Annotated in this window: 17 protein-coding genes and 1 pseudogene; 7 read left to right on the top strand and 11 right to left on the bottom strand. The window is 63.0% G+C overall.

All coding sequences use genetic code 11. The features are described from left to right. Positions 1-177 precede the first annotated feature (177 nt). The 6 genes from BX591_RS06890 to BX591_RS06865 all read left to right on the top strand — a co-directional run bounded on the left by BX591_RS06890 (position 178) and on the right by BX591_RS06865 (position 5,618). Positions 178-723 (top strand): NUDIX hydrolase, encoded by a 546-nt coding sequence (locus BX591_RS06890; RefSeq protein ID WP_035550671.1) that lies wholly within the window; start codon positions 178-180, stop codon positions 721-723. A gap of 9 nt (positions 724-732) precedes the next feature. Beyond that, on the top strand, positions 733-1,485 hold the full coding sequence (gene aat / locus BX591_RS06885; protein ID WP_111929942.1) for a leucyl/phenylalanyl-tRNA--protein transferase: 753 nt from the start codon (positions 733-735) through the stop codon (positions 1,483-1,485). A gap of 325 nt (positions 1,486-1,810) precedes the next feature. Then, a complete protein-coding gene (locus BX591_RS06880) occupies positions 1,811-2,632 on the top strand; it encodes an arginyltransferase (RefSeq protein WP_111929941.1) in 822 nt (273 codons plus the stop codon). Positions 2,633-2,843: 211 nt separating this feature from the next. Then, complete coding sequence (locus BX591_RS06875) at positions 2,844-3,821, top strand: quinone-dependent dihydroorotate dehydrogenase (RefSeq protein WP_244146882.1); 978 nt, start codon at positions 2,844-2,846, stop codon at positions 3,819-3,821. A 173-nt stretch (positions 3,822-3,994) separates the two neighbouring features. Further along, positions 3,995-4,789 (top strand): cystine ABC transporter substrate-binding protein, encoded by a 795-nt coding sequence (locus tag BX591_RS06870; RefSeq protein WP_111929940.1) that lies wholly within the window; start codon positions 3,995-3,997, stop codon positions 4,787-4,789. A 169-nt stretch (positions 4,790-4,958) separates the two neighbouring features. After that, positions 4,959-5,618, top strand: a complete 660-nt coding sequence (locus tag BX591_RS06865; protein WP_111930246.1) for an amino acid ABC transporter permease — start codon at positions 4,959-4,961, stop codon at positions 5,616-5,618. Positions 5,619-5,698: 80 nt separating this feature from the next. On the opposite strand, the gene lepB is transcribed toward BX591_RS06865, so the two are convergent. From lepB to BX591_RS06835, 6 genes are all read right to left on the bottom strand, one after another. Next, entirely contained in the window at positions 5,699-6,400 is a 702-nt protein-coding gene (gene lepB, locus BX591_RS06860; RefSeq protein ID WP_111929939.1) for a signal peptidase I, read from the bottom strand. A gap of 237 nt (positions 6,401-6,637) precedes the next feature. Then, positions 6,638-7,654, bottom strand: a complete 1,017-nt coding sequence (locus tag BX591_RS06855; RefSeq protein ID WP_111930244.1) for a Gfo/Idh/MocA family protein — start codon at positions 7,652-7,654, stop codon at positions 6,638-6,640. 145 nt (positions 7,655-7,799) lie between these two features. After that, positions 7,800-8,522, bottom strand: coding sequence for a FadR/GntR family transcriptional regulator (locus tag BX591_RS06850; protein WP_111929938.1), 723 nt, complete (start codon positions 8,520-8,522; stop codon positions 7,800-7,802). A gap of 399 nt (positions 8,523-8,921) precedes the next feature. Continuing rightward, the gene (locus BX591_RS06845) at positions 8,922-9,755 is read right to left on the bottom strand and encodes a class I SAM-dependent methyltransferase (protein ID WP_111929937.1); all 834 of its coding nucleotides are present in this window, start codon (positions 9,753-9,755) and stop codon (positions 8,922-8,924) included. Between the two features lie 45 nt (positions 9,756-9,800). Beyond that, positions 9,801-11,777, bottom strand: coding sequence for a serine aminopeptidase domain-containing protein (locus BX591_RS06840; RefSeq protein WP_111929936.1), 1,977 nt, complete (start codon positions 11,775-11,777; stop codon positions 9,801-9,803). A gap of 163 nt (positions 11,778-11,940) precedes the next feature. Continuing rightward, positions 11,941-12,918 (bottom strand): glycosyltransferase family 2 protein, encoded by a 978-nt coding sequence (locus tag BX591_RS06835; RefSeq protein ID WP_111929935.1) that lies wholly within the window; start codon positions 12,916-12,918, stop codon positions 11,941-11,943. A 267-nt stretch (positions 12,919-13,185) separates the two neighbouring features. Here BX591_RS06835 and BX591_RS06830 point away from each other — a divergent pair, with 267 nt between their 5' ends. After that, complete coding sequence (locus BX591_RS06830) at positions 13,186-14,643, top strand: oligosaccharide flippase family protein (RefSeq protein WP_111929934.1); 1,458 nt, start codon at positions 13,186-13,188, stop codon at positions 14,641-14,643. A gap of 43 nt (positions 14,644-14,686) precedes the next feature. On the opposite strand, the gene BX591_RS06825 is transcribed toward BX591_RS06830, so the two are convergent. The 5 genes and pseudogenes from BX591_RS06825 to BX591_RS06805 all read right to left on the bottom strand — a co-directional run. Then, entirely contained in the window at positions 14,687-15,403 is a 717-nt protein-coding gene (locus BX591_RS06825) for an immunity 52 family protein (RefSeq protein ID WP_420849353.1), read from the bottom strand. An 8-nt stretch (positions 15,404-15,411) separates the two neighbouring features. Next, the gene (locus tag BX591_RS06820; RefSeq protein WP_338068881.1) at positions 15,412-15,795 is read right to left on the bottom strand and encodes a restriction endonuclease fold toxin 5 domain-containing protein; all 384 of its coding nucleotides are present in this window, start codon (positions 15,793-15,795) and stop codon (positions 15,412-15,414) included. 251 nt (positions 15,796-16,046) lie between these two features. Then, a complete protein-coding gene (locus tag BX591_RS06815; RefSeq protein ID WP_111929932.1) occupies positions 16,047-16,772 on the bottom strand; it encodes an immunity 52 family protein in 726 nt (241 codons plus the stop codon). A 6-nt stretch (positions 16,773-16,778) separates the two neighbouring features. Then, positions 16,779-17,381, bottom strand: coding sequence for a restriction endonuclease fold toxin 5 domain-containing protein (locus BX591_RS06810; protein WP_111929931.1), 603 nt, complete (start codon positions 17,379-17,381; stop codon positions 16,779-16,781). Positions 17,382-17,435: 54 nt separating this feature from the next. After that, positions 17,436-17,624, bottom strand: a pseudogene (locus tag BX591_RS06805) (LysR family transcriptional regulator); the annotation flags it as partial. Between the last annotated feature and the right edge of the window lie 95 nt (positions 17,625-17,719).

The following is a 17,719-nucleotide window of genomic DNA, read 5'->3' as shown; positions in this document are numbered from 1 at the left end:
CCTCGTTCATGCTTAACCCCTTCTAGTTTTTGTGGTGCCGATCAAAGCGCTCAATACTATAGAAAGCGTTCCGTATCGAAAATGAGATCGCGCACCGGGTTTTTGTGCGCAATCTGAGGCGTCGGTGAAAGCCCGGCCCAGTGATAAACTCCCATCACCCTTTCTCGTCCCCTTCCTATGAAATTCTGTTCTGTCTGCGGCCACGGCGTCAGCCTGAGCATTCCGCCGGGCGACAACCGCGAGCGCTTCGTCTGCGGCAGTTGCGGCACGGTGCACTATCAGAATCCGCGCAACGTGGTCGGCACCGTCCCGGTCTGGGACGACAAGGTGCTGCTGTGCCGCCGCGCGATCGAGCCGCGCTACGGCTACTGGACGCTGCCCGCGGGCTTCATGGAAATGGGCGAGACCACCGCCGAGGCCGCCTCGCGCGAAACGCTGGAAGAAGCCGGCGCGCGCGTCGAGGTGCAGAGCCTGTTCTCGCTGCTGAACGTGCCGCACGTGCACCAGGTGCATCTGTTCTACATGGCGCGGCTGCTCGATCTCGACATTGCCGCCGGCGAGGAAAGCCTCGAAGTCAAGCTCTTCGAGGAACACGAGATTCCGTGGGACGAGATCGCCTTCCCCACGGTCGGCCAGACCCTGCGCTTCTTTTTCGCCGACCGTGCCGCCGGCAGTTTCGGTCTGCACACGGGCGACATCTTCCGCTCGCTGCGCGAAGGCTGAGCGGCGCCCATGGTGCCCTGGCTCGGACCTGACGATCCCTTTCCCTCTGTCGAGCGAGCCCTCGGCGCCGCCAGCGGTGCGCCGGGGCTGCTTGCCGCCAGCGCCGACCTGCTGCCGTCGCGGCTGATCGACGCTTACCGGCGCGGCATTTTCCCGTGGTATTCGGACGGCCAGCCGGTGCTGTGGTGGAGTCCCGACCCGCGCATGATCCTGCGGCCCGCCGAATTCAAACTGTCGCCTTCGTTGCGCAAGACGCTCAAGCGCGTGCTGCGCGACGACGCGTGGGAAATCCGCGTCGACCATGATTTCGCCGGGGTGATGCGCGCGTGCGCGCAGGCGCCGCGGCGCGGCCAGCGCGGCACGTGGATTACGGCGGACGTGGTCGAAGCGTATTCGTCGCTGCATCGTGTCGGCGATGCGCACAGCATCGAAAGCTGGTTCGAGGGCAAGCGGGTGGGCGGTTTGTACGGCGTGTCGTTCGGCCGGATGTTCTTCGGCGAATCGATGTTCGCGGAGGTCACGGATGCTTCTAAGATCGCGCTGTCCGCGCTTGTCGGCCATTTGCGAAGCCACCACATCGAGTTGATCGATTGCCAGCAGAACACCTCGCATCTGGCCTCGCTCGGCGGTCGCGAGATCGCGCGCAAGGCGTTTATCGCGCATGTCCGCGCAACCGTCGGCGCACCGCCGATTCCATGGCGCTTCGACAAAGCGGTGCTCGCGACGCTGCTCGCGACGCAACCCGTCGCGCCCAATTGCTGATGGCGCGCCGAAACAGGCGCTGCCATCCGCAATATACTTAACGTCACAACTCGGCCGCCCGGTTCGATGGTTCAATGGTCGAGCTTTAACCCGGCTGTCCCACGAAAATTTTCGTGTTACCGTTTAAGCAGGCTTTCCGGCGGACCCGCTGCCGACCGGCCACGCTAAACGATTGATTGACAAAGCAACACCCGCACTAGCGCCGAGAGACAGCCAGTCGGGAAAAATCAGGCCGAATCCGGATCCGTCGCCTACCGGGCCATGGGTCATGAGCCGCAAGGCACGCCGGGTTTGCATTACCAGAGACGCTTCGAGAGCTGCCAACGTGACTCATCCCAACGAGCTGCCTCTTTCACCGCTTTCCGCGCTGCAATTTTATGCAACGGCGCCGTATCCCTGCAGCTATCTGGATGGCCGCATCGCGCGCTCGCAGGTCGCCACGCCCAGCCACCTGATCAATTCCGACGTCTACACCGATCTCGTCAAGGCCGGCTTCCGGCGTTCGGGCGTGTTCACCTACCGTCCGTATTGCGACGGCTGCCGCGCCTGCGTGCCGGTGCGCGTGCCGGTCGACCAGTTCGAGCCGAACCGCACGCAACGCCGGGTCTGGAAAAAGCATGGCCAGTTGGTCGCGACCGTCGCGCCGCTGCACTACGACGAAGAACACTACGCGCTTTATATGCGCTATCAATCCGCACGGCACGCGGGCGGCGGCATGGACCGCGACAGCCGCGACCAGTACGAACAGTTCCTGCTGCAAAGCCGGATCAACTCGCGCCTCGTGGAATTCCGCGAACCATGGCCGGATCAGCCGGACGTGCCCGGCATCCTGCGCATGATCAGCATGATCGACATCCTCGGCGACGGGCTCTCGTCGGTGTATACGTTTTTCGAGCCGGGCCTCGCGCACACCAGTTTCGGCACCTACAACATCTACTGGCAGATCGAACAGGCGCGCAGCCTGAAGTTGCCGTATGTGTACCTCGGCTACTGGATCCGCGAAAGCCCGAAGATGGCCTACAAGGCGAATTTCCGGCCGCTCGAAGGCTTGATCGACGGCGCGTGGCACGTGCTCGACCCGGAAAGCATCGACCTGCCGCCGGTCGATCTGGCGATCCACGGCCGGCGCGGACCGCTGCGGCCCTGAGCCGGCCTGCGGGTTTCGTCGTGAGCGACGCCGCCGACCGCGAGCGGCGTCGAGAATGACGCCCAAACCGCGCCCCACCCTTCGCCGCGCTTTCAATCGGTCTCATTAAAGCCTCAAAGCCGTTAAAATGGCGGGTTCCCATTTTCCGGCCGCCCGGCTTCGTCCCGTGTTCAGTTCCCTCTACCCGCTTGTACGCGCCCAACTCTTTCGCATGGACGCGGAAGACGCTCACCACCTGACCTTGCGCATGCTCGGCGCCGCCGGCCGCACCGGCCTAGCGGGCGCGCTCGCGCCGCGCGTGCCGGATGCTCCGCGCACCGTGATGGGACTGACGTTCCGCAACCCGGTCGGGCTCGCCGCGGGGCTCGATAAAGACGGCGCGTGCATCGACGGTCTGGCGGCGCTCGGCTTCGGTTTCATCGAAGTGGGCACGGTCACGCCGCGCGCGCAGCCGGGCAATCCGCGGCCGCGCATGTTCCGTCTGCCGCAGGCGAACGCGGTGATCAACCGGATGGGCTTCAATAACGCGGGCGTCGACCAGTTCGTGAAGAACGTGCAGGCCGCGCGCTATCGCGGCACGCTCGGGCTGAACATCGGCAAGAACGCCGACACCCCGATCGAACGCGCCGCCGAAGACTACCTGTACTGCCTCGAACGCGTGTACCCGTTCGCCAGCTACGTGACCGTGAACATCTCGTCGCCGAACACGAAGAACCTGCGCCAGTTGCAAGGCGCGGGCGAACTCGACGCCCTGCTCGCGGCGCTCAAGGACAAGCAGCAGCGTCTCGCGGACCTGCACGGCAAACTGGTGCCGCTCGCGCTGAAGATCGCGCCGGACCTCGACGACGAACAGATCAAGTCGATCGCCGACACACTGCTGCGCCACCGCTTCGAAGGCGTGATCGCCACCAACACCACGCTGTCGCGTACCGCGGTGGCCGGCATGCAATACGGCGACGAAGCCGGCGGCCTGTCGGGCAAGCCGGTGTTCGACGCGTCGAACGAGGTGATCCGCAAGCTGCGCGCCGAAGTGGGCGAGACGGTGCCGATCATCGGCGTCGGCGGGATTTTCTCGGGTGAGGACGCGCGCGCCAAGCTGGCGGCCGGGGCCTCGCTCGTGCAGCTCTACACCGGCTTCATTTACCGTGGCCCGGCGCTGGTGGCCGAATGCGCACAAGCGCTGCGTTAAGCCGCAATGACGACGGCGAGGCGGTAACGCCAGCCGCAAGGCCGGTCATACCGCCGCCGCTATCCATGCAATCCGCATGGGAATATAGACATAAACAAACAGTATTTAGGGTTCGATAGTCTGCTTTGTTATGCTTTCGTCTGTTAAAACGTCAGACGAACAAAAGGTACAGGATGAAATTGGGCTTGCTGAAAAAGCTTCTGGTCGCCGGTCTGATCGGCGCGTCGTTCACCGCCGTCGCCGCGCACGCGGACGATCTGCTCGACCAGGTCAAACAGCGCGGCACGCTGCGCATCGGTCTGGAAGGCACGTTCCCGCCGTTCAACTCGAAAACGCCGTCGGGCGAACTGGTCGGCTACGACGTCGACGTTGCCAAAGCGGTTGCGGCCAAGCTCGGCGTGAAGCCGGAATTCGTCACGACGGAATGGAGCGGGATCATCGCCGGTCTGCAGGCGGGCAAGTTCGACGTGATCGCCAACCAGGTCGGCATAACGGATGCACGCAAGCAGGTGCTCGATTTCTCGCCGGCTTACACGTACTCGGCCGCGCAGTTGATCCAGCGTAAGGACGACACGCGCCAGTTCAAGTCGCTCGACGACCTGAAGGGCGAGAAGCTCGGCGTCGCACTGGGCACGAACTACATGGACATGGCCAAGGCCGTGCCGGGCATCGACGTGAAGACGTATCCGGGCGCGCCCGAATATCTGCGCGATCTGGCCGCCGGCCGTCTGGACGCGGCGCTCAACGACCGCCTGATGCTCGCGTATCTGATGAAGAACTCGCAGTTGCCGCTGCGCAGCGGCGCGAACGTCGGCGCGGGCAACCCGTCGGGCATTCCGTTCAGGAAGGGCAACCCGAAGTTCGCCAAGGCGATCGACGACGCGATGAATCAGCTCGAAGCGGACGGCACGTTCACGAAGATCTCCGACAAATGGTTCGGTATCGACGTCAGCAAGCCGATCAAATAAGCGGCGCTGCATGAAACGAAGGGCGGCATCGTGATCGATGCCGCCCTTCGCTTTTTGCACCACGCCTGAAAATTCGCCGACGTTTATGATGTGCGCTTCGCGCGTCGACGCCAACGGTGATCCAACGGCAATCCGACGCCAACCTCACGCCAACCCGACGCTCCCGCTCATGTCCACCACTTCCCTGCTCGTCCAATCGCTTCCCGTGCTGGCACAGGGCGCCGTCCTGACGGTCAAATTCGCGGTTCTGTCGATGTTCTTCGGCCTGCTGGCCGGCGCCGTGCTCGCGTTGATGGGCGTGAGCCACAGCCGCGTGCTGAAGTGGCTTGCGCGCATCTACGTGAGCGTGATGCGCGGCACGCCGCTGCTGGTGCAGATTTTCGTGATTTACTACGGCTTGCCGAGCTTCGGCATTTCGCTCGATCCCACGCCGGCCGGCGTGATCGCGCTGTCGGCGAATGTCGCGGCGTATCTGTCGGAGAGCATGCGTGGCGCGATATTAGGCATTCACAACGGCCAGTGGCTGGCCGCCTACAGCCTCGGTCTGTCACGGCGCCAGACGCTGCGCTACGTGATCGCGCCGCAGGCGCTGCGTATTGCCGTGCCGAGCCTGTCGAACAGTTTGATCAGCCTGATCAAGGACACCTCGCTGGTGTCGGTGATTACCGTCACCGAACTGCTGCGCAGCGCGCAGGAAATCATCGCGTCGACCTATCAGCCGCTGCCGTTGTATCTGGCCGCGGCTGCGGTCTACTGGGTACTGTGTCAACTGCTCGAAGGGGTGCAGCGCTGGTATGAACGGCGCCTCGCGCTGCCGTCACGCAACTGAGCATGCGCTCGAGCGTCCCGGTGCGTCCTGCCACGAGTCCCGCCGTGCGTCCGGAAAATCGCCGGGCTCGTGTCTGGCATCTAGCGGCTCGCGAGCGGCGCAGCGTGCGGATCCAGCGCCGCACCGAAGCGCTCGAAACGCGGCGCGTAGTAGTGGTCCGGGTCGAGCGAAAACGCCACGTGGCGCGTTCGGCCCATCAGTTCCTTGCGCGGAAAGAAACCGAAGTAACGCGAGTCGGCGCTGTCGTCGCGATTGTCGCCGAGCATCAGATACTCGCCCGGCGGCACCGTGACCGGTCCAAACGAATTGCGCGGGCTGGGCGCGTCGGGCGCGAGCCGCATTGTGTGCGTGACGCCGTCGAAGCGCTCGGTCAGATAATCGCCCGGCGTCACGGCATCGCCCGGCAGCGGCTTCAGTTTCAGCGTCTGGTAATCGGCGCGCACGCCGTTCACGTACAGCACGTTGTCGCGCATCGCCACACGGTCGCCCGGCACGCCGATCAAACGCTTCACGATCAACTCATGCGCGGCCGACGAATCGATCGTGACGATATCGCCGCGCTGCGGATCGTGCAGATGCGCGATCGTGATATGCGTGAGCGGCACGCGCAGATCGTAGGCCATCTTGTCGACGAAGATCCGGTCGCCTTCGCGGATCGTCGGCAGCATCGAGCCGCTCGGCACGACATTCCAGTCGGCCACGGCGCTGCGAAACAGCACCATCAAGAACAGAAACGCGACGAGGCTCTTGTTGTCGCGCCACAATTTTCCAGGCATGCGCATGGCAGGCGGCTCCGGTGGAAGGTGTTCGAAAGCTGCGGGCCGATGGCGCTATTGAACGCGCTGCATGGCCCGTGCAAATCGTACCACCGCCTCGGGAAGCCACGCGGCGATGCCAACGACGCGCGGCGCCGCATGAAGCGACCGTGCGTTTCGCCGGGACGCGTCTTCACTAAACGGCTTGATCGCCGCCAAACCGCGCGTGCGCACCACGCGACACCACACCACGCGGCACAACTCTCACTCACCCGCGAACTTCAGCCCCAGCGCCGCGCGCGCCGCGTCGGCCATCGCGATCATTTGCAGCGACGTGCTGTGCGGCATCAGCGGGCTCTCTACCTGTCCCGCGCGAATCAACTCGCAGAAATGCGCGGTCTCGTAGTTCAGGCCGCCGCCTTCGAACGGCTCGTCGAGTTCGACCACGCGCCCATCCGCGTAACGGATCGTGGCACGCGACGGATTCCACCATGGCTCGTGAATCGTCACATGGCCGCCTTTGGCCATCAACAGCGCGTCACCCTTGCCGTGCAGGTCGAGTCCGCAGAACAACTGCGCGATGCCGCGCTCATGCTGGCTGTTCAGGCTCGCGAACAGATCGACGCCGGTGGCGCCGAGCCGCCCGAGCGTCTGCACCTCGCGCGGCGCGCCCAACCAGTCGACCGCAAGAAATATCTCGTAGATGCCGATATCGAGCAGCGCGCCGCCGGCATGCTCGAACGATAGCGACGGATGATCGTCCGGCACGCCCGGCACCGAACAGCCGGCGCGCACGAGTCCGATGTCGCCGACCGGCTCAGCGGTTAGATGCGCGCGCAACCTTCTGTAGAGCGGATAGAACGGCGGCTTCATCGCTTCCATGAAGAGCCGTTGCGCGGCACGCGCGGCGTCGAGCACACGCTCGAGCTGCGGCCGGTTGATGGTGGCGGGTTTCTCGCACAACACGTGCAGACCGGCTTGCAATGCGGCGATCGCGTAGTCGGCATGGCTGTCCTGAACGGTAGCGATATAGAGCGCGTCGATGCCGCTCGCGAGCAGCGCGTCGAAATTCGCGCAGACCTCGCCGCCGAATTCTTCGGCAAAGGCCTGAGCGGGTTCCGCCCGGCGCGACCACAGCGCGCTGAGTTGCGCGTGCGGTACGAACGCAAGCCCCTGCGCAAAGCGCCGGGCAATCCGGCCGGTGCCGACGATTCCCCAGCGGATCACGCGATCCGTAGCGTGTTGCGATGCGTTTGCCGCCGATGTTGACGTGGTGGTCATCGTTTCTTCGAGTCCATGCAGTTCCGAACAGGCGCTATTGTCGCGCATGCCGCTCGCTCACGCGTGAACATGAGCTTGCGTCGTTCGTGCTGCAAGGTCGTCGAAGACAGTCCGCCTGCCGCCGTCGCGGCAGCAGCGGGCGCGCTTATTCGCGCGAGACGGGCGGCTCCCCGGAAAACTCGCCGCCGATTTCTTCCGCGGTGAAATCGATCATCGCGAGCGAAGCGATTTCCGCTTCCTTCGGATCGCGCCGTTCGATCGCGTCGACCACTCGCCGATGCGAATTCACCGCCGTCTCCCACAGCCCTTCCCGCGTGGAGACGATCGGATTGACGGTCGACAGCGCGCCGCGAACGATCGCCGCCATCTGCTTGAAAAACTGATTGCCGCTCGCCACCACGATGCGGGTGTGGAACAGCTCGTCGGCTTCCTGATAACCGGGCTCGCCCGGCCGGATCGCGCGGAACGCCTCGAACGCCTCGCGGATCGCCGCGATATCGGCGGCACTACCCCGCGACGCCGCCTGCGCCGACGCGCGCGGTTCGATCAGGATGCGGAACTCGATTACGTCGCGCAAAAACAGCGGATCGGGCTTCGCGCGAAAACGCCACTGCACGACGTCCTCGTCGATCATGCGCCAATCGCTCATCGGCCGGATGCGCGTGCCGATCTTCGGCCGCACGTCCAGCATGTCGCGCGCGAGCAGCATCGACAGCGCCTCGCGCATGACGGTGCGGCTGACGTCGAACTCCTTCGACAGCACATCCTGCGGTGGCAGGATGGCGCCGTACTTCTCTTCGACGATGCCGGTGACCAGTCCGTCCATGACTTTGCTCACCAGCGATCGATCTTTGTTTGCCTGTTCCATGACACTCTCCCCGAAGCGGTGTTTGCCCCCGCCGTAGCCTGTTGATCGAACGGCCCTCGTGTGTCGTTTTATTGATGCATCCTGGTTGTTTTACGATACGTTGCAAGCTTCAAAACAGTTGCGCCAGTTGGGAAACGTCCTGACAGGGTTATCCCTCTGAAGAATTGTTTCGTCCGTGTAACGCCGCATATTTTGATGGGCCATAAGCTTGCGTCCCAAGCGTGCCTGCGTTGCAAAATTTGCATCGTGCGAAGACGCACGTAGCACGGCGAATTGTCTGACCGACACGGCGCGGTGGCGCGTCGCTGGCGGAAAGAAACGGAACGGCGTCCGAAGCGACACGTTCGCCGCTGGTGGATCGCACGGCCCGCGCCCTCGCGCCATCGCAATGGCACCCTCTCAATCGAAGCGGCACGCGGCCAGCGGTTTGTGCGCGACGAAGTGAAACCACCACGCGCCGCTCTCTTCGACGTCGTCGGGAATTCGGTTGCCTTCGCAACTACCGAACACCGCGTCGCTTTGCAGGCCGACCTGCGCGAGTTGGCGACGCTGCTCGCCGAGCGTCGTGTAGACGATCACAATGCCGAAGTTGTGGGCGGCCGCGGTTTTCACCGCGTAAGCGCCGTAGTCGTGATTCAGCTTCACGTGGCGCAGGTAGTTCAGCGTGCCGAGCTGGAACCGCCGCACGGAAATCAGCGTGCGCCAGCCAAGCTTGAGCGGGTTATACGAAAAGTGCGGCAACAATTGCCAGATGTTCTCCTGATAGCCGGGGCCGCCGCGGTTGTGCGACGAGAACAGCACATAGCCGCCCGGCCGCACGACCCGATACATCTCTTCGAGAATGCGCACGCGATCCTCGTAGTCCACGCAATCGATCCCATTCCAGCTGAACTCGGCCAGACCGTAGTGGCCTGACGGCAACGCCGACATATCGCGCGCATCCATGTGCCGCAAGTCGCGCGTCGGGTAGCGCGACCTGGCCAGCTCGAGCAGGCTCTCGGTGTAATCGATGCCGGTGTAGTCGTTCGAGATCGCGGTCATCAACGGAATGGTGCGGCCCGTGCCGATACCGATATCGAGCAGCGGCGCGCCGCTGCAACGCGGCGCAAGCCAGCCGAAGGCGGCCTCCTGGCCGGGGTCCGAGAAAGTCTTCTCCTGGTTGAAGACGCGCGCGGCGTCGGCCGAATTCCACGCAACGCGATTGATGCGGTCCAGTTCGGTTTGACGATGCATGGCGCTCCTCCCCTGAAGCTCACGTGCGCGGGCCGTCCCGTGCATTCATGAGGCTTCGCCGAATAGACGAACCGCGCGCGCCCGCTTTACAAGCCATTGCGCGGCTCTCGACTGCCGCCAGCGGGAGCGCGTCGCACGCGCGTCGTGAGCTGGTTCGGTGTCGGTCCGCGCGATACCGCTAAAGCTGTCGCGATAGAAATTCTCGAAGTACGACATCACGTTCTCCTGCGCGCTCGACGACAGGATCGCGTGATCGGTGCGCTCGCAAAACGCCGCGCGAACGTGTTGGAAACGCCGCAGCCGCGAACCGTACGCGCCGAAATGACACTCCAGTTCCTCGACGCCCTCGTCGAGCACACCGTAGACCAACCGTGTCTCGGCGCCTTTGGCATCGACTGCGGCGATCAGGCGGTGCGCTTCGCGCGCGCCCACTTCGATGCCGCTCACGCGTTCGAGCCGGTCCGCCAGCGTCGCCGCGACGCGGGCCGTGAAACGCGCCGCCAGCTCGCGCGCCACCGGCCAGCCGCCCGACTGCCCCTTCAGCACGCGCAGCCATTTGCGCGGCTGGCACATGGAGCGCAAATAGCTGCGCGTCGAGCCGAAAGTTGCGGGCGCAACCGCCGGTTTGCCCTGCTCGTCGCAGAGGTTGCGCCAGGTGAACTTTTGCAGGTTGACCAGCACCGCGCCGGTCACGGCCGGCTCGCGCGCGGCGGCGTGCAGGCCAATGAACGCGCCCGCGCAGATGCCAAGCAGCACCGCGCCGCGATGGCCTTGCGCGCTCAGCCAGCGAGCCGCGCACGCGGCGTCGTCGACGCCTTCCGGCGCGTACAACGCGTCGAGGTTCAGGCCGTCGACGGACGGCAGGCTGTCGCCCAGCCCGCGCAGGTCGACCCGCAGCGAACTGATGCCCTGTTGGGCGAGACGCCGCGCGAAACGCACGCCGAGCCGGGCGTTGCCGATCCGCGATACGGCGCCTGTGTTCAGTAGCAGCGCGGCCGGCGCGATGGCGCTCGCATGCGCTTCGCAGCGCGCGGCCGGTGCGCAGTAGATGCCGAACAACCTGCCGCCGTCGAGCCATACCGGCGTCTCGACCACGTTCGGCGCGACGGGATGGCCGGCGAGGTGGTCCGTTGCGTGAGTGGAGAGATGCGCGGGGAAATGCGCGGGGACCTGAGCAGCGACAGGAACAGCGTGAGCGGCAACGTGGCCGGCAGCGCCGCCGACGTCCCCGCGCACACTCGCCGTTGCGTCGCCGTCGCGATCCGTCAACCAGTTTTCAATCGATGCGAACGCTGCTCGCGGCAACTCGCTGTCGAGCGATTCCAGCATGAATTTGCCGTATTCGTCGAACGGCTGCCGTTCGACGTCGAGACCTTGCTCGCGATAGTGCGCGACCAGCGCATCGACGCGTGCCGGGTCCAGCGAATCGAGCACGAGAACGCGCGCGGCGGGCTGCTGCGCGTCGCGTCGCAAGTCGACGGCGCGCAGATGCTCCAGCGTGTCCTGATAGAGACGGAAACCGTAAGCCTCGACGAAGGCGTCGGTATCGGGTTCATGAACGCAATCCATCGACGCCGGGATCGATAGCCACTGCCGGTAATGCGCGCGTAACTCACGCTGATAATTCTTGCCCGATAGCACCGGCGCGAGCAGCACGAGGCCGTCCACGCCGCCGAGTTCCTGCGCCGCGAGCGCGGCCAGCGTGCCGCCCAGACGCAAGCCGCACAAACTGACGCGCGCGACGCCGGTGGACTCGCGCAGCCACGCGACCGCTTCCTTGATGCTGTCGATCCACGCGCGCCAGCGGCCGGGTTCGCTCGCGTCGCCGGCCGAGTCGCCGGTGCCGGGATAGTCGAAGCGCAACACCGGCATGCCGCGTTCGGCGAGCCGCTCGGCCAGTCTGCGCAAGCCGCGATACGTGCAGAGCGCGTCGTAGCCGAACGGAGAACACAACACCACGCCATGCGGCCCATTCGCCGGATGGAACCAACCGAACTGACCATCGAAGACTACTGGCCTCACGCTTCGCTCCTCACTGTGCTTACCTTTCAAGCATTACAACAAACCTCATACCTATCCTCTGTACGCCTTGCCACATAGCCCCTGTTACTTCGAGGCACGGACGGCACGGATAGCGTTGTTGTCGTGCGAAAGACCAGCTTCAATGAAACGATGCAAAAAAGACTCAGCCGCCGTGCGGCGTACGCAGCGCGAAAGTGGAACGGGCCGCGAGCAGCACGTGATAGAAAAACCGCGCGCGCAAGCGATCGCGCATCGGGTAATGCTTCGATAGCAGCACGCGCCACGCGTTGGCCGGCTCGCCGGCCCGCGCATACGCGGACGCCGCACGCGGCGCGACCCGGCGCAAGGCGTCGTCGCGAGCGGCTTGCGCCGCAGCCGGCACATGGCTCGCGCGCAATTGGGCGAACGCGTGCATGGCGGGCAACGCATGGGTCGAAATGGACTGCGCCGTTTCGCGCGATACCGACACGAACTCGTCCACGAAACAGATCGCCGCGGCGTCGACGCTCAGGCGCAGGCCGAAATCGAAATCGCACGCCTCGCCTACCTCCGCCACCGTGCGATAGCCGATCCGCCGCGCCGTCGAGGTATCCACGAGGTAGCCGTTGTTCGGGAACATCTGGTCGATGCCGGCCAACGCGGGAATGGGCAGCCGGCCGGCGCGCTCCGGTACGCGCCGGTAGTCGACGTTCAGCCGTTCGGTGGCTTGCGGGCGCGGTGTGCCGTCGTCGGCGATCACACGCTGTTTGCCGAACGCCGCGGTCAATGCCGGGTAGCGCTGCCAGCAGGCATCCAGACAGGCCAATGCGCCCGGCTCGAGCAGATCGTCGTCGTGCAGCAGCACGAGGCGGGCGCCCTGCGCGCGCGCGAACAGCCGGTTGACGTTGCCCGCCTGACCGAGCCGTGGTGTGTTGCGTTCGTAGCGGATGGGCCGGGCGCTGCGCGTACGGCAGCGTTCCACGAGGCGTTGCGCGCTGTCGTCGGACGAATCGTCGCCGATGACGATTTCGAATTCGCCGTAGGTTTGCGCGAGACAACTGTCGATGGCCTGTTCGAGCAATGCGGACCGGTTGCAGGTGGGTACGCAAATCGAGATCAACCGTGCGTTTAATCCACTCCTGCCATTCTCGCCCTGCTTCATGGTCAAACCCCGTTAAATAGCGGCATGAGATGCCAATGCCGAACGTGTCACAGCGGCGCCACCTTCGGTTCATTAATCATTTAACCCTGGCGGATCGCCACTATCTGTACGGCCACCCACACAGGCACGGGGAGCGCCAGGGCACTATTCGAGGCTGCGACGGGCCGACGCCGACGTGCCACGCAGGCCCCAGGGTGCGGCCGCGAACCGACGGCGTCCGGGACGAACCCCATCATTGAAGGACTTCAGCCGCCGGACAAGGGCACCATGGAAAGAAGTATCGTCAGGAACATCTTCATCAACTTCGCGGGAGCGATCGCACCGACCTTCGTTTCCCTGGTGACCGTGCCGGCGTACATCCATCTGATGGGCGTGGAGCGCTACGGGGTCATCAATCTGGTGTGGGCGCTGATCGGCTACTTCAGCGTGCTCGATCTCGGCACGAGTCTCGCGACGGAAAATCAGATCTCCAAGGCGCGCGCCGCCAACGACGATTCGATCGAGCGGATTTTCTGGAGCGCGTGGTTCATGAACCTGGGCACCGGCATTGTCGGCGGCCTGCTGATCTATCTCGGCACGTTTATCTACATTACGCATGGCGTGAAGATCGAACCCGAGTTTCAACACGAAGTGATGGCGAGCCTGCCGTGGATCGCGGTGGCCGTGCCGATCGCGAACGTCTCCTGGGTGTTTGCCGGTGCGATCAACGGCGTGGAGCGCTTCGCCAGTTTCAACATCAACCAGACAATCGGCACCGCGCTGTTTCAACTGCTGCCGCTGGCGGCGATTTTCTGTTTTTCGCCCTCGCTGGCCGTCGTGATACCGGCGGCCGTGCTGGCGCGTCTGATTGCCGGCGTAATGCTCGGCGCGGCCGCGTTTCGCGCCATCGGCATTCGACGGGTGCGGATGCCGCAATGGCGCGTGATGGCGGAACTGTTTCGTTATGGCCGCTGGATGCTGCTGTTTTCCGGCGCCAACATGATTGCGGCGACGCTCGACCGGGTGCTGGTAGGCGCGTTGCTCGGCGCGCGCTTCGTGACTTACTATGCGACGCCGCAGAACCTGATTACGCGGTTGAATCTACTGCCGGTTGCGATGGTGCGCACGTTGTTTCCGCGACTCTCGGCGGTGTCGCGCGCGGACGCGGATGCGCTCGCGCATCGCGCTCTCGCGTTTCTGAACGGCGCTTTCACGCCATGCGTGATCGTCGCGCTGTTTGCGTTGAAGCCGTTTTTGATGCTGTGGCTTGGGCCGACCGTGGCGGCTGCGGCGCCGGTCGCCAGTGTGCTTGTGCTCGGTGTGTGGTTAAGCGGCCAATCCGGGATTCTCGGGATTCTGATTCAGGCGCAGACCAGTCCGGCGGCAATCGCTGGTGTGAGCTGGATCGAACTACCGGTGTTCGCCGGCGCGCTGTGGTGCGGGATTCACTGGTTCGGGATCATGGGCGCGGCGGCGGTAGTCGTGCTGAAAAGTTTTTTCGACTATGCCGTGTTGCTGGTGTTCTCGCGGCTGCATGTGTGGTCGATCGTGCGCAATATGCTGGTTCATCTGATGTTTCTGCTCGTTGCCCTGGCGCTGACCGAGACGATTAGCGCGCTGCCGGTGAGTATTCTGGCGGCGGTGGCGCTCGCGGCGGCGAATCTGGGGCTGTCGCTGCATGGGTCGAGTGAATTGCGTGGGGTGGTTTATAAGGTTTGGGCGCGGGTGACGTTGTCGATGGGTTAATGCGGTTTTTTCTATGGGCGGGCTGGTCGAGTGTCCGTCCGGTTCAGAGGTCCGCGTAGCGAGGCAGTAGACCCTGATCGACGAGGCGGATCTCGATGCGGTTGGCGATTTCGATGTGCTCGGGGTTGTCTGTCGAGAAAACGGTGTCGGTTACGCTTACGATGATCGTGCCGGTCTGGTTCGTACCATGGTTCGGGACAGGAATTAGCGCGCGAGCTTCGGGCACCTGTTGCGCGCTGATGATCTTCGGCAGATAGAGCATCCAGCCGACGCCGGGTTTGTCGTCGAAGACGCGTTTTTCAAAATAGCCCGTCGGAGACACTGCTACGTAAGCCGGATTAAATTTCTGCACGGTACGCGTGACGATACTGGCGACATTCGTAAGCTCGGCCAGCGCATACTCGCCAAGCATCTCGACAACGAACAAATTCAACGCGCCCGGGCGTCCCACGTGACACACCATACTGATCCCGGATGCCGCCGCGTCGCTCCCGTCCCAGATCGATACATAAGTCCGATTGGGTGAGTTCCGGAATTCTTCTTTTAGAACAGCGAGAGCGGCCGGGGATGCCCCACCTTCGTCGAACGCCGAGTACAGCTTGGCTTCGGTCTGTGAGTCTCTTTTCATACGCCATCTGTTCTTCTGAAGCTCGCCATGCTTCTGCGCTATCGAATCAATGATCGAGCCGAGCCGGTTCAATATCTCCACGAAGTCATGCGGTGAAAGCGTCGGGGCCCGAAACTGCGCATTGATTTTCAGGTGGTTACTCATGGCGCGACGACCGACGGAACTCCATACTGAGTCAATACTTCAAGCATTTTTTGTCGCGTTTTAGGCCCCTGGAAGTACCACATCAGGCGGGCTGGCGGGTTTTCTGCCACGACTTCGCTCTGCGCCATGATCATTGCCGTCATATCGTCGAATCCCTTGAAAGACCTCATTGCCCACGGCTGGTCGACGAACTGGTCGTAATTGCCTTTAGCTTCCTGCAACAGGCATTCGACAGGCTTGAAACCGTCGAAATCAATTTTCGACCAGTGCCACTCCTCGCTCCAACCTTCCGCGACGTTATACGGCCGCCCCATACGCGGGGTGCCGCATTCATGTAGTGCAATCGCCTGAGTGCAAGCCCTGTTTGTTCCGGCGGACATTTCTTGCAGCTCTCGCCAGTACGCGGGAGCGTTCGAACTTCAGGCGTGGTCTTGCTGTCTTCTTTCGACTTGTCACCCGACGCACTACCTGTCGCCGCCGTTGCCGCGCCACCCAATAGCGCTCTGCCAGCGCTCAGCAAAACCGGCCCCAACTCCGCGACCGCTGCCTCTAACAACGGTGCGAATAATGTCCCCATACGTCGATCCTCTCTGTCTTCCGGTTGGTAATTTAAGCTGGGCGGCTATCGGTTTCAAAGGTCCACGTAGCGTGGCAGTAGATCCTGATCCACCAGACGGATCTCGATGCGGTTGGCGATTTCGATGTGCTCGGGGTTGTCTGTCGAGAAAACGGTGTCGGTTACGCTTACGATGATCGTGCCGGTCTGGTTCTTGCCATGGTTCGGGACAGGAATTAGCGCGCGAGCTTCCGGCACCTGTTGCACGCTGATGATCTTCGGCAGATAGAGCATCCAGCCGACGCCGGGTTTGTCGTCGAAGACCTGCTTTTCGAAGTAGCCGACCGGTGAGGCTTCGACAACCATCGGCTGGAAGGTCGCAACGATTGCGCTGACTACGTGTGCGAGAACGTCTGCTGTGGCAAAACAGGCGGGCACGCCCACTCTTAATGCAAAGTTGTCCGCTAGTACCTTTGCATCGGACACGCGACACGACATAGACGCACCCTCGTTCGATCCCATTCTGGTATTCCAGATAGCGGCATGGGACACGTTCGACGCTCCCCTTCTGAATTCCTCAGCGAGGACGGCGATCGCCGCCGATGAGGCCGCCCCATCGGCGGTGAATGTGGGGTACTGTGTCGCTTCGTCGAGGGTATTCCCCTTCAGATACCAGTTCGCACGAGCCATTAGCGGACTCTTCGTCGCAAGCGTATCGACGATTGTGGACTCGCGGGCCAGCATCGCCGGGAAGTCTTTGGACGATAAGGACATGTCCCGGAACATCGCGTTGATTTCCATATCCGCTTAGGGTTGATAGATGGAATGGATGCCGAGGCGTGCGAGAAGCCGGGTCATTTTGCGTTGCGTGAGAGGCGTCTGAAAGTACCACGTCAGACGCGCAGGGGGATTCAGACGCACTTCGGTTCCTTGCGCCATTGCCTGATCTTCCATAGATTCGAATCCTCTAAAAAAGTCCACCGCGCCAGGTATAGAGCCGTCGATGAACTGGTCATAGTTGCCCTTGGTTTCCTGAAGAAGACAGTCGCCGGTCTGGAATCCATCAAAATCGATTTTGAGCCAATGCCACTCGTCACTCCAACGGCATGCTTCTGTGTCGAATGCAAAGCCGGTGACGCGTGCCTGGTAACGGTATGCGTTCCAATTCACTCCGTGTCTGCGATTAATTCTCGATCCTGCGTCTGGCGGACATTTCTTGCAGCTCTCGCCAGTACGCGGGAGCGTTCGAACTGCAGGCGTGGTCTTGCTGTCTTCTTTCGACTTGTCACCCGACGCACTACCTGTCGCCGCCGTTGCCGCGCCACCCAACAAAGCTCTGCCCGCGCTCAGCAAAACCGGCCCCAGCTCCGCGACCGCTGCCTCTAACAATGGCACGAATAATGTCCCCATACGTCGATCCTCTTCGTCTATTCGTTAGAGACACAAGCTGATTGGTTGTCGGCGTCAAAGATCGGCATAACGAGGCAGCAGATCCTGATCAACGAGGCGAATCTCGATGCGATTAGCGATTTCGATATGCTCGGGGTTGTCTATCGAGAAAACGGTGCCGGTTACGCTCACAATGATCGTCCCGGTTTGCTGTTTGCCCGCCGCATGTACAGGAATCAGTGCACGCGCTTCAGGAACCTGCTGTGAACCGCCCCGGGAATCGTGGAGGCTGGTTGGTTTAAGTTAATGCGGGTTCGGCGACCGGTGTTTCAAGTTGCCGATAGTAGTTTGCCTCAGCT

It is taken from the genome of Paraburkholderia bryophila, assembly GCF_003269035.1.
GTDB lineage: Bacteria > Pseudomonadota > Gammaproteobacteria > Burkholderiales > Burkholderiaceae > Paraburkholderia > Paraburkholderia bryophila.
Note: the sequence above shows the minus strand (reverse complement) of the source record. Positions and strands in the feature narration are given on the sequence as shown.

What these genes read in the sequence shown, in the direction of transcription:
- BX591_RS06830 (WP_111929934.1), top strand. Translation starts at nt 13,186, where the DNA reads ATGGAAAGAAGTATCGTCAGGAACATCTTCATCAACTTCGCGGGAGCG.
- BX591_RS06815 (WP_111929932.1), bottom strand. Translation starts at nt 16,772, where the DNA reads ATGGAAATCAACGCGATGTTCCGGGACATGTCCTTATCGTCCAAAGAC.
- BX591_RS06870 (WP_111929940.1), top strand. Translation starts at nt 3,995, where the DNA reads ATGAAATTGGGCTTGCTGAAAAAGCTTCTGGTCGCCGGTCTGATCGGC.
- aat (WP_111929942.1), top strand. Translation starts at nt 733, where the DNA reads ATGGTGCCCTGGCTCGGACCTGACGATCCCTTTCCCTCTGTCGAGCGA.
- lepB (WP_111929939.1), bottom strand. Translation starts at nt 6,400, where the DNA reads ATGCGCATGCCTGGAAAATTGTGGCGCGACAACAAGAGCCTCGTCGCG.
- BX591_RS06820 (WP_338068881.1), bottom strand. Translation starts at nt 15,795, where the DNA reads ATGTCCGCCGGAACAAACAGGGCTTGCACTCAGGCGATTGCACTACAT.
- BX591_RS06850 (WP_111929938.1), bottom strand. Translation starts at nt 8,522, where the DNA reads ATGGAACAGGCAAACAAAGATCGATCGCTGGTGAGCAAAGTCATGGAC.
- BX591_RS06810 (WP_111929931.1), bottom strand. Translation starts at nt 17,381, where the DNA reads ATGGGGACATTATTCGTGCCATTGTTAGAGGCAGCGGTCGCGGAGCTG.
- BX591_RS06855 (WP_111930244.1), bottom strand. Translation starts at nt 7,654, where the DNA reads ATGACCACCACGTCAACATCGGCGGCAAACGCATCGCAACACGCTACG.
- BX591_RS06835 (WP_111929935.1), bottom strand. Translation starts at nt 12,918, where the DNA reads ATGAAGCAGGGCGAGAATGGCAGGAGTGGATTAAACGCACGGTTGATC.
- BX591_RS06875 (WP_244146882.1), top strand. Translation starts at nt 2,844, where the DNA reads ATGGACGCGGAAGACGCTCACCACCTGACCTTGCGCATGCTCGGCGCC.
- BX591_RS06845 (WP_111929937.1), bottom strand. Translation starts at nt 9,755, where the DNA reads ATGCATCGTCAAACCGAACTGGACCGCATCAATCGCGTTGCGTGGAAT.
- BX591_RS06890 (WP_035550671.1), top strand. Translation starts at nt 178, where the DNA reads ATGAAATTCTGTTCTGTCTGCGGCCACGGCGTCAGCCTGAGCATTCCG.
- BX591_RS06865 (WP_111930246.1), top strand. Translation starts at nt 4,959, where the DNA reads ATGTCCACCACTTCCCTGCTCGTCCAATCGCTTCCCGTGCTGGCACAG.